Origin of the sequence: Mesorhizobium sp. WSM4989 (genome assembly GCF_029625795.1) — a bacterium.
In the GTDB taxonomy this organism is placed as follows: Bacteria; Pseudomonadota; Alphaproteobacteria; order Rhizobiales; family Rhizobiaceae; genus Mesorhizobium.
The window spans coordinates 1-15,538 of record NZ_JARTVN010000004.1; the positions used below are offsets into that span (position 1 = coordinate 1).

Annotated in this window: 12 protein-coding genes, 3 pseudogenes and 1 riboswitch; of the genes and pseudogenes, 8 read left to right on the forward strand and 7 right to left on the reverse strand. The window is 59.2% G+C overall.

What is annotated here, in order from left to right; all coding sequences use genetic code 11:
• The 5 genes from P9217_RS27125 to P9217_RS27145 all read right to left on the reverse strand — a co-directional run.
• A partial coding sequence (locus P9217_RS27125; protein WP_278055487.1) for a malate synthase G occupies positions 1-1,445 on the reverse strand: 1,445 nt, incomplete at its 3' end.
• 17 nt (positions 1,446-1,462) lie between these two features.
• Positions 1,463-2,707 carry a D-amino acid dehydrogenase gene (locus P9217_RS27130; protein ID WP_278055488.1) on the reverse strand — a complete coding sequence of 415 codons (1,245 nt, stop codon included), beginning with the start codon at positions 2,705-2,707 and terminating at the stop codon, positions 1,463-1,465.
• Between the two features lie 44 nt (positions 2,708-2,751).
• Positions 2,752-2,857, reverse strand: a riboswitch (glycine riboswitch).
• Positions 2,858-3,018: 161 nt separating this feature from the next.
• Positions 3,019-4,182, reverse strand: coding sequence for a mandelate racemase/muconate lactonizing enzyme family protein (locus P9217_RS27135; RefSeq protein ID WP_278055491.1), 1,164 nt, complete (start codon positions 4,180-4,182; stop codon positions 3,019-3,021).
• 126 nt (positions 4,183-4,308) lie between these two features.
• Entirely contained in the window at positions 4,309-5,226 is a 918-nt protein-coding gene (locus P9217_RS27140; RefSeq protein WP_278055493.1) for a LysR family transcriptional regulator, read from the reverse strand.
• Between the two features lie 274 nt (positions 5,227-5,500).
• Entirely contained in the window at positions 5,501-5,623 is a 123-nt protein-coding gene (locus P9217_RS27145; protein ID WP_278088148.1) for a hypothetical protein, read from the reverse strand.
• Between the two features lie 22 nt (positions 5,624-5,645).
• Here P9217_RS27145 and P9217_RS27150 point away from each other — a divergent pair.
• Positions 5,646-6,845 (forward strand): annotated as a pseudogene (locus tag P9217_RS27150) (IS256 family transposase).
• Positions 6,846-7,270: 425 nt separating this feature from the next.
• A pseudogene (locus tag P9217_RS27155) lies at positions 7,271-7,962 on the forward strand (hypothetical protein); the annotation flags it as partial.
• Here the strand turns inward: P9217_RS27155 and P9217_RS27160 are convergent.
• A pseudogene (locus P9217_RS27160) lies at positions 7,894-8,106 on the reverse strand (IS110 family transposase); the annotation flags it as partial. The pseudogenes P9217_RS27155 and P9217_RS27160 sit on opposite strands and share 69 nt — an antisense overlap.
• Before the next feature lie 157 nt (positions 8,107-8,263).
• Here P9217_RS27160 and P9217_RS27165 point away from each other — a divergent pair.
• Genes P9217_RS27165 through P9217_RS27190 form a run of 6 tightly spaced genes read left to right on the forward strand, consistent with a single transcriptional unit; the run spans position 8,264 to position 14,353 of the window.
• On the forward strand, positions 8,264-9,325 hold the full coding sequence (locus P9217_RS27165) for a homoserine dehydrogenase (RefSeq protein ID WP_278055494.1): 1,062 nt from the start codon (positions 8,264-8,266) through the stop codon (positions 9,323-9,325).
• On the forward strand, positions 9,325-10,740 hold the full coding sequence (locus P9217_RS27170; protein ID WP_278055496.1) for an aldehyde dehydrogenase family protein: 1,416 nt from the start codon (positions 9,325-9,327) through the stop codon (positions 10,738-10,740). The genes P9217_RS27165 and P9217_RS27170 overlap by 1 nt, the downstream gene beginning before the upstream one ends.
• Before the next feature lie 46 nt (positions 10,741-10,786).
• Complete coding sequence (gene dapA / locus P9217_RS27175) at positions 10,787-11,665, forward strand: 4-hydroxy-tetrahydrodipicolinate synthase (RefSeq protein ID WP_278055498.1); 879 nt, start codon at positions 10,787-10,789, stop codon at positions 11,663-11,665.
• A 10-nt stretch (positions 11,666-11,675) separates the two neighbouring features.
• Positions 11,676-13,091 (forward strand): aspartate ammonia-lyase, encoded by a 1,416-nt coding sequence (locus P9217_RS27180; RefSeq protein ID WP_278055500.1) that lies wholly within the window; start codon positions 11,676-11,678, stop codon positions 13,089-13,091.
• Between the two features lie 12 nt (positions 13,092-13,103).
• Positions 13,104-13,889, forward strand: a complete 786-nt coding sequence (locus P9217_RS27185; RefSeq protein WP_278055502.1) for a phosphotransferase — start codon at positions 13,104-13,106, stop codon at positions 13,887-13,889.
• A gap of 20 nt (positions 13,890-13,909) precedes the next feature.
• Positions 13,910-14,353 (forward strand): Lrp/AsnC family transcriptional regulator, encoded by a 444-nt coding sequence (locus P9217_RS27190; protein ID WP_278055504.1) that lies wholly within the window; start codon positions 13,910-13,912, stop codon positions 14,351-14,353.
• Between the two features lie 288 nt (positions 14,354-14,641).
• On the opposite strand, the gene P9217_RS27195 is transcribed toward P9217_RS27190, so the two are convergent.
• Positions 14,642-15,535: an amidohydrolase family protein gene (locus P9217_RS27195; protein WP_278055506.1), complete on the reverse strand. Its 894-nt coding sequence runs from the start codon at positions 15,533-15,535 to the stop codon at positions 14,642-14,644.
• Between the last annotated feature and the right edge of the window lie 3 nt (positions 15,536-15,538).

Here is a 15,538-nt window from a genome sequence, read left to right on the forward strand (position 1 = left end):
TTGCGGATCATCGGGCCGGCTTCCATCGAGGTGTGGATCTCGTCGCCGGTGCGGTCGAGGAAGCCGGTGTTGATGAACACCACGCGTTCTTTGGAGGCGCGGATCGCTTCCTTGAGGTTGACGGTGGTGCGCCGCTCCTCATCCATGATGCCCATCTTGATGGTGTTTTTCGCCATGCCGAGCAGGGCCTCGACGCGGCCAAAAATCTCGACGGCGAAGGCGACCTCTTCCGGCCCGTGCATCTTCGGCTTCACCACATACATCGAGCCGGCGCGGGAATTGGCGCGGCGGCCGTTCTCGCCGACATCGTGCAGCGCGATCAGCGCGGTCAATGCCGCGTCCATGATGCCTTCCGGCACCTCATGCCCGTCGCGGTCGATAATCGCGGGGTTGGTCATCAGGTGGCCGACGTTTCTCACCAGCATCAGTGAGCGGCCGGGCAGCAGCAGCTGCCCGCCATTCGGCGCCGTGTAGCGGCGATCCGGGTTGAGCCTGCGGACAAAGGTCTTGCCGCCCTTGGTAATCTCTTCCGCCAGATCGCCCTTCATCAGACCGAGCCAGTTGCGGTAGACGACGACCTTGTCCTCGGCATCCACGGCGGCGACCGAATCCTCGCAGTCCTGGATGGTGGTCAGAGCGGCTTCGAGGATGACATCGGCGATGCCGGCCGGATCGGTCTTGCCGATCTGGTTGGCGCGGTCGATGACGATCTCGATGTGCAGGCCGTTCTTCACTAAAAGCACGGCCTCCGGCGTGGCGGCGTCGCCGCGATAGCCGACGAACTGTTTTGGATCGGCGAGCGTGGTGGCGCCGGCGCCCTCGCCCACCTTCAGCGCGCCGTTCGCCACCGAGAGCCCGTTGATGCCGGCCCATTTGCCGGTGGTCAGCGGCACCGACTGGTCGAGGAAATCCCTGGCCCAGGCGATCACCTTGGCGCCGCGCGTGGGGTTAAAACCTTTGCCCTTCTCGGCGCCGCCCGTCTCGGGAATGGCGTCGGTGCCGTAAAGCGCGTCATAGAGCGAGCCCCAGCGGGCATTGGCGGCGTTGAGCGCATAGCGCGCGTTCATCACCGGCACGACCAGCTGCGGCCCGGCGACGATGGCGATCTCGGGGTCGACATGGTCGGTCGAGACGCTGAAGGCCGGCCCTTCCGACACCAAATAGCCGATCTCCTTCAGGAAGCCCTTGTAGCCCTCCTTGTCGATCGGTGCGCCGTTGGCGCGGTACCAGCCGTCGAGCTTCTCCTGCATGGCGTCGCGCTTGGCGAGCAGCGCCCGGTTCTTCGGCGCCAGCTCATGCACGATGGCCGAAAAACCGGTCCAGAATTGTTCGGCGTCGATGCCGGTGCCAGGCGCGGCCTCCTCGGCCACAAAGTCATGGAGCTCCCGGGCCACTCTAAGGCCGTAAAGGGCCACGCTAGTTTCAAATCGGCTCATTGCGTCCATGACGGAGGCCCCTTGGATCAAGCCGCAGCGGCACCGGCGTTGAACTGAGCAGAGACGCTTTCGGCAACCATCTGGGCGGTCACGGCCGAAAGCGTCCAGCCCAGATGACCATGGCCGGTGTTGTAGAACACTCCCGGCTGACGTCCCTTCCCGATCCTCGGCATCATGTTTGGCATCATCGGCCTCAAGCCCGCCCAAGGCACGACCTTGTGAGTGTCAACCGCTGGAAAAAGCGTACGCATCCACTCCACCAGCGGGGCGACACGATCATTGCGGATATCGCGGTTTGCGCCGTTGAACTCGGCCGTTCCCGCTACGCGGAAGCGGTCTGGCCCGAGACGGCTGGTGACGATCTTGGCTCGATCGTCGAGAAGACTGACCCAAGGTGCGGCCCCCTGGCTGCCGTCGTCCTCAAGATCCACCGTGATCGAATAGCCCTTCACTGGATATACGTTGACGCGGTCGCCAAGGATCTTCGCGAAATGGCGACTGGCAAGTCCGGCGCAGACGACGATGCCATCAACGTCAATTTCCTCCGACGGGCCGTCCAGACCATTGCGAGTGTAACCGATACGGAACTTCCCATCGCGCACAATGCTTTCGACTGTGGCATCGAAGACGAAATTCGCTCCTCGCCGCTCGCAGGCCTTGGCGAGGCCGGAGGTGAACTTGTGGATGTCGCCCGTTGAATCCGAAGGGGTGTAGAAACCTGCATGGAAGCTGCCGTGCAGCGCCGGTTCGATCGACTTGATTTCCGATGCCGTTACGGGTCGGCGGTCAAGGCCCCCCTCGACGAGCATGGAATTCACCTTGAGCGCGTGCTGAAAACTCGATTTGTCCCAGTAGACGTGCAAAATGCCGCGACAGACGTGGTTGAAGTCGATCTTCTCGCGTTCGGCGATGGCAAACAGGTGCTTGCGTGCCTCGATCGCCAGCTGTGTGGTCTTGACGGTGTTCTGACGGTAGTTCGCTATGTTGGAAACGAATTCGGCCAGCCATGAATATTTGTGCCACGTGGGCGCCGGATTCATGAGCAGGGGCGCGTCACGGCGCATCATCCACTTGATGCCCTTGAGCATGGTCGACCAGTGGTTCCAGACCTCGGCATTGCTTGCGGAGAGCTGACCTCCATTGGCGAACGAGGTCTCCATGGCCGCATAGCGTTGCCGCTCGATGACGGTAACCGAGTAGCTACGTTCCAACAGGGCATAGGCAGTGGTGACGCCGGTGATACCGGCACCGATGACAGCTATATGGGGCATTGCGCTCTCCGCGATAGGATGGGTGCGGGTTCGATCCCGCGGCTCTTCCCCAATCTGTCGCTATACCTGAGAGCTTAACCGCGCAGGCGTGGCCCGTTCGGCGTTCCCCTTCGGTGGGCGCCTTCCGCGCCTCTCTCCAGATCGTTCAACGGCATGGTCACCTTTGCCTGAGAGTTTCCTGGGGGGTTGCTCCGTCGGCGTCGCCTATCGCTCAAGCGATAGGTCGATCTCTCCCATGCCGCCATTTTTGAACGCATGTTAGTCAGCTAATTGGTCGTCGGGTTCTCCAGCTCCTGCCTATGCGACATCGCCTAGTTGCTCGAGCGATAGTCGAACAGCCTGTAGGGTTCCAACCGCTTTGCCTCGACCGTGGCGCCAAGACCCGGTTCTGACAGGACTTCGAGATAACCGTCCTTGATGCGATCCTCTGGAGCATTAGCAAGAACCTGCACATACCCGTCCGACTGGGGAAGATACGGATAGATCTCGAGCGGCATCGAATTGGCGCACGCCGCCCAGACCTGGAGCGAAGCCGCAGTGCAAAGCGTAGACGCGCAGTTGTGAGGCGATACACGCGCGTTGTAGGCCTCGGCCATGGCTGCGATCTGAACGAGTTCGAAGACGCCGCCGCAGTTGCCGACATCCGGCATCACCACATCGATCGCACCGGTGTCCAAAAGGTTGCGGAATCCATTGCGTGTGTAGACGCGCTCGCCGGCGGCAATCGGAAAGCGGAAACGCCCGGCAAGGTTCTTGAGACCAGCCAGATTGAACGCATCAAGGGGCTCCTCGACCCACATGACCTTCAATTCTTCACAGAGATCGAGGATGCGCAGCAGCTGGTCATTGCTGAGGCCACCGGACAGGTCGATCATCAACTCCGCTTGATCACCCACGACTTCCTTCAGGTTGCGAATGCGATCGACGGCGCGTGTGAACTCCTCTGGCGACAGCATACGGCGCTGAACATGTGTCAGCGTCCGGCCAGGTTGCTGCGTAGCCAGAGGATAACTTTTCAAAATCCTGTAACCGTCCTTCAAAGGCCGCTCAGCAGCCTTGGCCCATTCGACGGCATCGTTGCAGTGGTAGTTCCACCCGTTGGCATAGACCTGAGCCTTCGGCTCGAAGGAACCACCGAAGAATTCGTAGACTGGCATCCCGGCAGCCTTGCCCTTGATATCCCACAGGGCCTGGTCGATCGCACTGATAGCTGCAAACGAGATCGCGCCGCCGCCCTTGGTCCAGAATGAATTGTCGTAGAGATGGTGATAGACGTGCCGTGGGTAACGCGGATCGGCGCCAATCACCCGGTGAGCGTAGTCCGATATCATGCCAACGGCTGCCCGAGCGCCTAGACCATAAGCGACCGCCGCCTCACCCCATCCGGTGATGCCCTCGTCGGTCTCTACCTCAACCAGAACCGGGCGCACGCCGCCCGTGGGGATATGATAGGCACGGATGTTGGTGACGCGCATTGGAGGTTCCTCTAGCAAGGGAGACCTGAACATGCGCGTTGCTGATCATAAGAGCAAAATCGAAATCTTGATACCCGCATAAGCAATTCTTATGGCGAGACCAAATTCCTCCCGCACCTCGACAACCTAAGCGTCAGAAGCCGTGGCTTCAAAGGTCTGGTGCTTGCTGAGCTCCACGCGCAGGGCCTCGTAGCTCTGATCCGCCATGTGGGACCATGGCCGGTACCGCGTCCGCATCAGGTAGTATGGCGAGGGCTCGATACCTTCGAGCGCCCGGCATTCCGCGGGCAGGGTGTTGCGAGTCAGAGCTAGAAGCGTGCTGCACGTGATAGCATCGGCAATCGCGACGCTGCCACCAAGGACCGCGTAGCAGGCCATCGGAAAAAAGCTTCCGAACTCTACCCTCGGCGAACCGAGCTTCGCCCTCACAGCCTGTGCCGCTAGGTTTTCCTCGTACAGAGAGCAGATCTCAAGTCCGGCCAAATCCTGCAGAGAAAGGCTTGAACCTCGATTCGCGACAAGCCCCTTAGGGTAAATTGCGCAGACCGGAACATGAAAGACCTCGGAATCGAAAAGAGGGGATCCCAACGGAATCTCTCTGATGCCCAGATCGGTTATCGCGATGTCATGTCTCTGGTTCTCCATCTCCAGCACAATGGAGTCAGACGAGCCGTTCATGACCCTGAATTCCTGTCCACTCGCCGCGAGTTTTGTGATCGCGTGAGGCACAAGGTGAGTCGCCAGGTTACTGGACGCTATGATGGAAATCCGCGGCACTGGAAACGCGTCCAGTCGGTTGAACCGACCGCGAATTTCGCGAAGCTGCTGCATCACGGGGTTTATTTGTTCGAACAAGACCTTCGCTTCAGCTCTCGGCGTTATTCGACCGGCATGCCGGTCGAATAGTTTGACGGCCAATAGGTCTTCGAGACCGCCTATCGTCATGCTGACAGCAGGCTGCGTACGGCCCAGGTTCTTCGCAGCCTGTGAAATGCTGCCGGTCAGCATGACCTGGTAGAATGCTTCGAGCTGATTGTACTTCATCGTTTTCTACCACTCGTAGCTAGGCCATCGCGCGAAACTTGGCAACGCACAGCAATTTAGCCACCTACCGTACTAACGAGGCAGCGGCGATACCAATCGAAGCGATTCCTATGCAACTGCTGGATCGCTCAGGTAGTGCATTTGCGCCCTTCCTACCTGCGCCCTTCATAACATCGCGACGATGCGTGTTGGTGATGAATGGTTGCGAATGGGGTTGGCTTCACTCGGTTGAACCCCTCGCGACCATTTGGGGGATAGCCAAGGTCGTGTCCCATCAGGTGGTGTAGGTGAGGGTTATGAAGCCGCTCGCGAGCGCGCCGTTAGTAGCGCTGTAGCGAGCGAGCGGCCTGTCGGTGGTCATCGGCGCTTTCCGGTAGGGTTTGGTTGTTGACGCCAACCCATTTCGGAAGGAACCACCGATGACCGACGACATGATGAACCTGCGCGCGCTCGTGGAGAAGACCCCCGATGCGGATCTGCTGCGCGAGATGATCGGCTTTGCCGCCGAGCGGCTGATGGAGCTGGAAGTAGGTGCCGCCACGGGCGCCGGCTATGGCGAGAAGACCCCGCTGCGGACCACCCAGCGCAATGGCTACCGCGACAGGGACTGGGAGACCCGAGACCGGAACGGTCGAGCTGCGCATCCCCAAGCTGAGGAAGGGCTCCTACTTCCCCAGCTTCCTGGAGCCTCGCCGCATGGCTGAGAAGGCGCTGACGGCCGTCATCCAGGAGGCCTACGTGCAAGGCATCTCGACCCGCTCGGTCGACGACCTGGTTAAGGCAATGGGCATGAGCGGCATCTCCAAGAGCCAGGTGTCGCGGCTGTGCGAAGAGATCGACGGCAAGGTGAAAGCCTTCCTCGAACGGCCGATCGAGGGTGATTGGCCGTATCTTTGGATCGATGCGACTTATCTCAAGGTGCGCCGCGGCGGCCGCATGGTCTCGGTCGCCGTCATCATCGCAGTGGGCGTGAACAGCGACGGCCGGCGTGAGGTGCTCGGCATGGAGATCGGCACCTCGGAGGCCGAGCCGATCTGGACGGAGTTCCTGCGCAAGCTCACCCGGCGCGGTCGCGCGGGGTCAAGCTCGTCGTCTCCGATGCCCATGAGGGTCTGAAGGCCGCGGTGACCAAGGTGCTCTCAGCCACATGGCAGCGCTGCCGCGTTCACTTCATGAGGAACGTGCTGTCGCACGCCGGCAAGAGCGGGCGACGCGTCGTCTCGGCCTTCATCGCCACCGCCTTCGCCCAGGAAACGCCCGAGGCCGCGAGCACCCAATGGCGCGCCGTGGCTGATCAGACCCGGCCCAAGGTCCCGAAGCTGGCGACAATCATGGATGACGCCGAGCCCGACGTGCTGGCCTATATGACCTTCCCGAAGGAACATCGCGCCAAGCTCCACTCGACGAATCCGATCGAGCGTCTCAACGGCGAGATCAAGCGACGCACCGAGGTCGTCGGAATCTTCCCGAACGACGATGCGATCGTGCGCCTCGTCGGGGCGCTGCTGCTCGAACAGAATGATGAGTGGGCCGTCCAGCGGGCCCGCTATATGACCCTTGAGACAATCAGCCAGATGAGTGATGATCCCCTCATCAGCTTGCCAGCCGTGGCGCGCTGATCAGCCCGGCCCACGCCGGACAGCTCGGCGAACCAATGCCGTCAGCTACACCACCCCAGTGGGCACGATCATAGCCAACCGGGCAACACACTACGCAAGACGCTACCGCGCCCGCTCAAGGCATCAATGCCGCCCGCAAAACAAGCCACACGAACTAGGCGCGCCACCCATTCCGGGAGTTGCGCGTTTCAACTTCGACCTTGAGCCAGGTCAACCTTTCAAGCAATGGCCCAGTTTGTGTTTCCTTCCTCAGGGCACAGACCGAGAGCGTCGTATTTGGCATAGCTATCGTGTTTTCCGAAGGGCTAGATGAGACCGATGAGTGACGTTGATACGTAATCGTAATAGCCTGAATTCAATCGATTCAGCTGCTGATATCTGGGCTTCGCCCGTACGTGAGGAATATGAGCGACCAGAGAAAATCGATGCGGAAAGTCGAGTCCCCAGGCACGGCCACTGATGCTAAAGTCGACCTGATCGCGGTCGTAGTGGCCATAAACAGTGGCAAGCCAAGCGTTCTCACAGTCGGCGGCACGGACACGCTGCCGTCAGGCCCATTCGAGCTCGGCCATCGCTCCCTCCAATCTGGCTTACGGGTCTGGGTGGAACATCAAACGGGTCATCAGCTTGGCTATATCGAGCAGTGTATACGTTCGCTGACCGTGATCGAGCCGATGAGCAGCGCGAGCCGCGGGTCATCTCGATCAGCTATCTTGCGCTCACACGCGCCGAAGACGCCATTGGCGCTTCCCCGCCTGTCTGGCGGAGCTGGTACGACTACTTCCCTTGCGAGGATCATCGCTCCGGGGCGCCTGCGGTGGTCGAGAACGTTCTTCAGCCACGTCTGTTGGCCTGGGCTGAGGAGGCCACCCACGTCCCAGTGAGGCGCGAGCGTCGGCAGCGTGCGGCAATCGCGTTTGGCTTTGGCGGCTGCGACTGGAACGAGGAACTCGTCCTGCAACGTTACGAACTTCTCTATGAGGCAGCCCTGGTCGAAGAGGCGACGCGGCGGTCCCAGCAGAGCGCATCCCTTCCAATACCCGGAACTTCAATGATAGCTGACCATGGGCGTATCCTGGCGACGGGGATCGCGCGATTGCGTTCGAAGATCAAGTATCATGCATATGACCGCCAGCTTCCGGGCGACGGCGACAGCGGCTCGCTTGAAACCGAGTTTCTCACGAAGTTTGAGCCCCCAGGTTCGCAACTCACTTTCCGCATGAGTGCGCGTCAAGATCACGGTCGCGGCCTCATACAGAAGAGCTGGAAGAACGGCTCTCAACAGACACCGCCCTCATGAGGCGCAGGTCGGCGGTCGATTGAGCAAAATGCTCAACTGTTTGGTCCGTTTGCGCCGTTCCGGCTGAGCGATCCGCATCTCACAATTGCGGTACCTAGACCTTCACTGGAGGACCGCCATGACAATCTACAATATTGCTCTAATCGGCTTCGGCGGCGTTAATCGCGCTCTGGCCGAGCTCATCGCCACCAAGAACCATCTGTGGGAGCGCGACTTGGGGTTTCGATTGAATATCGTAGCGGTCAGCGACCTCTATCTGGGTTCGGTCATTTCTCCCAACGGCCTTGATGCCAAGACACTGGTCGAAGCCAATTTCGCAAAAGGCGGTTTTGGGCAGCTTTCGGGCGGGAGTTCCGAGGCTGACAATGAGACGATCATCAAGACGGCGCCCGCAGACATAGTCGTCGAGGCGACCTTCACCAATCCGAAGGACGGTGAACCCGCCGTTTCCCATTGCCGTTGGGCACTGCAGACCGGCCGGCATGTCGTCACCACGAACAAAGGCCCGGTGGCTATTGCAGTGCGGGAACTAAAGGCCCTGGCAAAGGCAAACGGAGTTCGTTTCGAATACGAAGGTTCGGTCATGAGCGGAACCCCGGTCATCCGGATGGCGGAGAAGACCCTTGCAGGTGCTGAAGTAAAGGGCTTCGAGGGAATTCTGAACGGAACATCCAACTTCGTCCTCGGCCGCATGGAAAGCGGCCTAGACTTTGCTGCTGCGGTCAAGGAGGCACAGGAACTCGGCTATGCCGAAGCCGACCCCACTGCCGACGTCGAGGGCTTCGACGTGCGCCTCAAGGTGGTCATTCTGGCGAACGAGTTGCTAGGGGCGAACCTGAAGCCGGAGGACGTGACGTGCAAGGGCATTTCCGATCTCTCGCCTTCCGAGATTGAGGCTGCTGCAAAGGCACACAGCCGCTGGAAGTTGATCGGATCTGCTGTCCGGGCGGAGGACGGAAAGGTAACAGGCAGTGTCGCGCCGAAGCGGCTTGCACTGGAGCATCGGCTGGCATCGGTCAGTGGGGCGACCAACGCCGTTTCGCTGAACACCGAGCTGCTAGGCGCTGTAACGATCACAGGACCCGGCGCCGGCCGGATCGAGACCGCATACGCGCTTCTTTCCGACATCGTTGCCATTCATGCCGCCGCCACGTCTGGCATCACCAAGGAGGCCGCGTGATGTACAATCGTGCGCTTGGCAAGACGACGGGCGCCGGGGAAATTGTCGTCAGCAATCCGTTTGACGGTTCGGTTGTCGGAACAGTCTCTGAGACCTGCGCTGCAGGCATACACACGCTTTTGGAACGAGCAAGCCGCGGTGCGCAGATTGCGAGAGATCTTCCACGACACCAACGGGCCACAATCCTGGAAAAGGCCGCCGCTGCAATCGAAGCCGCAAAGGAGGAATTCGCGCTCCTCATCGTAAGGGAAGCCGGCAAGACGATCACTCAGGCGCGCAAAGAGACGACCCGGTGCGTCAACACTCTGAAACTCTCCACCGATGAGGCGAGGCGTAATGCTGGCGAGGTTATTCCGTTCGACTCCTACGCCGGCTCGGAGTGCCGGAAGGGCTGGTACACAAGAGAGCCACTTGGCATCATCGCCGCCATCACGCCTTACAACGACCCTCTCAACCTCGTTGCTCACAAACTCGGTCCGGCAATAGCCGCCGGGAACGCAGTGATTTTGAAACCTTCCGAGCTCACCCCCCTTTCGGCGATCAAACTTGTCGAGGTTCTTCTCGAGTGCGGCCTTCCCGAGGAAATCGTGACGGTTGCGGTTGGCGGACCCGAGCTCGGGGAAGCTCTCGTTTCAGCAAAGCACGTCCGCATGATCTCCTTCACCGGCGGCTTCGCCACCGGCGAGGCAATTGCAAAGGCCGCGGGCATCAAGAAACTTGCGATGGATCTGGGCGGCAATGCGCCCGTCATCGTGATGGAGAATTGCGACTTTGACGCTGCTGTCGAAAGTTGCGTATCAGGGGCCTACTGGGCAGCCGGCCAAAATTGCATTGGCACGCAAAGAATCCTGGTTCAGCGTCCTATCTACCATCGTTTCAGGACGGAGTTCGTAGCTGCAACAAAGAAACTCAAGACTGGCAATCCCCTGGACGCGGATACCGACGTCGGCCCGATGATATCGAGCAAGGCCGTCGGTCGAGCCGCCGCGATGGTCAACCGCGCTCTCGCCGCTGGCTCGACACTGCTTTGCGGCCACGAGCCCGCCGGCAACCTTTACCCGCCGACAGTCCTGGAGAGCGTCCCCGCGTCTTGCGATGCGTGGATTGAAGAGGTGTTCGCCCCGATCGTCATTCTTGAGCCCTTCGATGAGCTCAGCGACGCGATCGTCCTTGCAAATGGCCCCGAGTACAGCCTCCACGCCGGCATTTTCACCAATGACCTCGATGGAGCTCTCGAGGCTGCCGATAAGATCGAGGCCGGCGGCGTCATGATCAACGACTCCTCGGACTACCGCTTCGATGCGATGCCATTTGGGGGTTTCAAGTATGGCAGCATGGGTCGCGAGGGCGTGCGGTTTGCTTATGAAGACATGTCGCAGCCCAAGGTCGTGTGTATCAACCGTTTGAGGCGGTGACGACAGCCTTCAGCTAATTCCCCTTACCGCACCCAGAGGTATTTATATGTTCAAAGGTTCCATTACCGCGCTAGTTACGCCGTTCGCTGAGGGTCGTGTCGATGAGGTTGCCCTGCGCACCCACGTCGAGTGGCAGATCAAGGAGGGATCCTCCGGCTTGGTTCCCTGCGGAACCACAGGCGAGAGCCCTACCCTCAGCCACGCCGAGCATAAGAAGGTTGTCGAGATTACTATCGAGACAGCCAAGGGCCGGGTCCCGGTGATTGCGGGGGCCGGCTCAAACAGTACGGCCGAGGCGATCGACTTTGTGCGTCACGCGCAACAGGCTGGCGCCGACGGGCTGCTAATCGTGTCACCCTACTACAACAAACCCACGCAGGAAGGCATCTATCAGCACTTCAAGGCTATCGATGCCGAGGCGACGGTTCCAATCATCGTCTACAACATTCCCGGGCGAAGCGTCATCGATATCCAGGTCGAAACGCTGGCGCGCATTTTCAAGGAATGCCGAAATGTGTCGGGCGTCAAGGACGCGACCGGCAACATCTTGCGCCCGTCTCTGGAACGGATGGCCTGCGGAAGAGAATTTAATCTTCTCACTGGCGAGGACGGGGCCGCCCTGGGCTACATGGCTCATGGCGGACATGGCTGCATCTCGGTCACGGCAAATGTCGCTCCCCGCCTTTGTGCGGACTTTCAGAAAGCATGCCTGAATTTTGACTTTGCCGCTGCCTTGGAGCTGCAAGATCGCCTGATGCCCCTCCACCGGGCCCTTTTCCTGGAGACCAACCCTGCCGGGCCCAAATATGCCCTGCAGCGCCTTGGTCGGATGCGCGATGACTTGCGACTGCCACTTGTCACAGTTAGTCCCTCGGTCCAGGCGGCAATCGATGAGGCTATGCGTTACGCCGGAATCCTGTCCTAAGAGGGGAACAATGATCGTCGAACGCATCGAATCGGACCTGATCGGACCGATCGCTATCCCTGGCAACGTCCTCTACGGCGTACATACCCGTCGCGCGGAACAGAACTTTGATGTGTCGGGATTGCGCCTGAGGGATTTTCCCGAGCTCATCCAGTCCATGGCCATGGTGAAAAAGGCTGCTGCACTCGCAAACACGGAGCTCGGACTGCTCTCGTCCGAGAAGGCGCAAGCGATATCAGACGCTTGTGACGACCTTGTGGAGCTCAGGGAAATCGACGAGAATTTCCCAGTAGACATGATGCAGGGCGGAGCAGGCACGTCCACAAATATGAATGTGAACGAGGTCGTGGCGAACCTGGCGTTGATCAAACTTGGCGCCGCCGTTGGCGACTATGCAAAACTGCACCCCAATGATGACGTCAACCTGTCCCAGTCGACGAACGATGTCTATCCAACCGCGATCCGCCTCACGGTATTGCGAGCTTGCGACGGGCTGGTATCGGCACAGGCCAGCCTGCGCGACGCCTTTCGAACAAAAGCAGCTCGATACGGAAATTCTGTGAAGGTCGGTCGCACGCAGCTTCAGGACGCCGTGCCGATGACGGCCGGTCAGGAGTTCGAGGCCTTTGCCGAGCTCATCGACGAGGACATCATCCAGCTTCAGTCGGCATCGAGACTGTTGTTGGAAATCAATCTCGGAGGGTCGGCCATTGGCACGTCGATCAATGTGCCTCGCGGGTTCCCAAGAATTGCCTGCGGTCATCTTTCACAGATTTCCGGCATCGAGCTTGTTGCCGCGCGCAATTTCATTGAGGCAACGTCGGACACCGGCGGTTTCGTTTCCTTTTCAGGCATGCTGAAGCGCATTGCTGTCAAGCTCACAAAGATCTGCAACGACCTGCGCCTGCTGAGCAGCGGACCGCTTGGCGGCCTGGGGGAAGTCCGCTTGCCGCCCGTCCAGGCAGGCTCTTCGATCATGCCCGGCAAGATCAATCCTGTTATCCCTGAGATGGTGAACCAGCTCAGCTTCCAGGTAATTGGCAATGATCTTACCGTGACGCTCGCCGCCAGCGCGGGTCAGCTGCAGTTAAACGCGATGGAGCCAGTGATCGTCTTGAACATTCTCCAATCCATGCGGATGTTGACGAGAGGGATGGAGATTTTCAAGCAGCGTTGCGTGGACGGGATCGAAGTCGACGTGGATCGTTGCAGAGACCTGCTTGACCGGTCCCTTGCTCTTGCTACGCCCTTGGCGAAGCTTATCGGCTACAGCAAAGCGGCGGAGCTGTCCAAACGGGCCTTGGCAGGGATGAGGAACCTGCGCCAGATCGTGGAAGAAGAGGGGGTTCTGCTTCCCGATCAGGTTGAGCAAATTTTCGGCAACTGTGCCGAGTTTGCGGGTTTCTCGCAAGCCTCTTCAGCTTAACGGGAGGCGAACGTGGCTGTATTTACCGCGCTGACAGACAAGGACCGCGACTTTATCGCATCGGCCTACGGTATGACCTCGTTGTCCTCTGTCGTTGGGATAGCGGATGGCGATCGGGAAACCACTTACCTGTTCCGAACCAAACAGGACGAGTTCATCGTAACTCTTTTCGAGAACGGCGCCGAACCGCTGGACTTGGAACGAGCCTTCGCGACCATGGAGACGCTGCATGAAAACGGCGTTCCATGTCCCAAGCCGATGCGCACGACAGACGGCCTTGCCACTCTTCATGCTGCTGGCCGACTGGTCGCAATCGTAAGTTTCGTATCGGGTTCGTCGACAAATGTGCCTACACTTGCCAGATGCGGAAGCCTTGGTCAGGTGATGGCACTCGTTCATACAATCCTGCAACGCAGTCCTAAAACGCAGGAAGCGCAGTTGCCGACCGGCGCTGTGCATGGGGCGCTGGTTCACCAGAATGTCTTCTTCCTCGGTGACGTGGTCAGCGGCGTGATAAACTTCAGGCTACGCCACGATGACGTCCTTGTTTCCGAGATTGCGGACGTGCTTGTCGGTTGGGCGAGCCAGCCGAATGGAGAGTTGGATAGAAACAAGACCAGTGCCATCCTTGCCGGGTATCAGAGCGTCAGGACACTTATGGACACCGAGAAAGCGGCCCTCCCCGGCTTTGTACTGGCGTCAGCAGCCAGGCGATATGCAAGCGATCACAACAAAAGCCGCCTCCCCGGAGCCGCCATATTGGCTTATGGGTCAATGCAGCTAGAAGTCATGGCCTGATCGGCTGGCTCAAACACACCATGAAGTATCTCCTCGACCGTACGGATGAACAGATCCTCAGTGAGTTGAGGACCAACGCGCGCATTTCCCACGCCGAGCTATCGGCCAAAGTAAATTTGTCCCGCAATGCGGTTCGAGTTCGAATCGAGCGGCTCGAACGAGAGGGTTTCATAAAGGGCTACACGATTGTCACCGGTGAAGGCGGGAATGAGCAGCACATCACCACCGCGCTGATGTTCGTTTATCGCCATGACCGCATGAGAGGCGGCGACGTCATCCATGCGCTGAAAAAGATTCCAGAGATTGTTTCTTGCGACGTGATGACAGGTGATTTCGACCTGCTGGTGAGAGTCGAGTCGCCAGAAGCCGATCGCATTCGCCAAATCTGGCAACAGCTATCAGAGTTGCCGGGCGTGCGGGATACCCTGACGGCATTTGTGTTGTCGTCAGTTATTCGAAAGTAGGTTGCTCGCCCAGAGAGGCTGAACCCCTGAGGGCAAAGCCCTGCTCTTCCAGTACCAAAGGCCGGACATGGCGATTCGCAAGTGCCGGGCCCCACTCGAGAAGATTCACCTTGGTTCCCGTGGCGTGGTGCGGGATGTGACAGCTGGCCCCTTGTCTCTCCAGCCGGTCTCGAATGAGATAGATACCGTTGGAAATGCGACGAACTGGGCCAGCCCGATTGCGCTTTGTCTCTTGTTCCGCGCCGGTCGGAAGCCAATCGTGTGCGTTATTAGTACAGCGGTAAGTTGCTATATTTTGTACAACCTAACGGCGTTGTCGTGAAACAATCTCTTCTTGTCGCCGGCTGAGAAGTCGTTCACGATATCTTTGAAGCAACTGAAGATCTCGTCGTACGTCTTGAACAGCTTGTCGACGGGGAAGTTGCTTGCAAACATGCATCGTTCGATACCAAAGCAATCGATCAGGTGCAATACCAGCGGCCGGATGCTCTCAAGTGTCCAATTCGGGTCGGACACACCGAATCCGGAGATTTTGGTCGCGATGTTCGGTGCACCGGCCAGCCGCTTCATCGCCGCGCGCCAGTTGATTAGGCCTTCCGCACTCTTGTCCAACGGAAAGCCGGCATGGTTGACGATGAACTGGGTGTTTGCGAAGCGTTTCGCGAGTTGGAACGAGTCCTCAGCCTGATGATAATAGGCTGCCAGATCAAATGACAGCGCCCGGTTTTCCAACTGCTGGAATCCGGCTCTGAATTCCACGCTATTGATGATATCTGGATGCTTTGAGAAGCTCTTTCTCGGATCCGGGTCATAGCAAAGCGTGTGCCTGATACCGCGGAAGTTCCCGTATTGCATGTGCTGGTCTAGAACATCGCCGGCATCGGCAGCAGCCAGGTCGGCATTGCCGACGATGCCATGCGGAAAGCCATGTTTGTCCGCATGGGCCTGTAGCCAGCGCGTCTCTTCGACTGGCTCCGTCTCATCGAACTCTGCTTCGATGTGAACGGATTTCACCACATTTTGGTTTTTCGTGTCCTCAAGATAGTCGCCGAGCAGATAATTCCGTTGGATCGCCGAGTAGTCGCCGAACACCCTGTCGCGGACCGGTCCGATTAACCAGTGGTGGCGTGCGAGGGACAAGTGCCAAAAATGCTGATGAGGGTCGACGATCGGCGAGGTCATTGT

Coding starts and splice junctions, on each gene's coding strand:
- P9217_RS27130 (WP_278055488.1), bottom strand. CDS start 2,707: ATGCCCCATATAGCTGTCATCGGTGCCGGTATCACCGGCGTCACCACT.
- P9217_RS27135 (WP_278055491.1), bottom strand. CDS start 4,182: ATGCGCGTCACCAACATCCGTGCCTATCATATCCCCACGGGCGGCGTG.
- P9217_RS27140 (WP_278055493.1), bottom strand. CDS start 5,226: ATGAAGTACAATCAGCTCGAAGCATTCTACCAGGTCATGCTGACCGGC.
- P9217_RS27165 (WP_278055494.1), top strand. CDS start 8,264: ATGACAATCTACAATATTGCTCTAATCGGCTTCGGCGGCGTTAATCGC.
- P9217_RS27170 (WP_278055496.1), top strand. CDS start 9,325: ATGTACAATCGTGCGCTTGGCAAGACGACGGGCGCCGGGGAAATTGTC.
- dapA (WP_278055498.1), top strand. CDS start 10,787: ATGTTCAAAGGTTCCATTACCGCGCTAGTTACGCCGTTCGCTGAGGGT.
- P9217_RS27180 (WP_278055500.1), top strand. CDS start 11,676: ATGATCGTCGAACGCATCGAATCGGACCTGATCGGACCGATCGCTATC.
- P9217_RS27190 (WP_278055504.1), top strand. CDS start 13,910: ATGAAGTATCTCCTCGACCGTACGGATGAACAGATCCTCAGTGAGTTG.
- P9217_RS27195 (WP_278055506.1), bottom strand. CDS start 15,535: ATGACCTCGCCGATCGTCGACCCTCATCAGCATTTTTGGCACTTGTCC.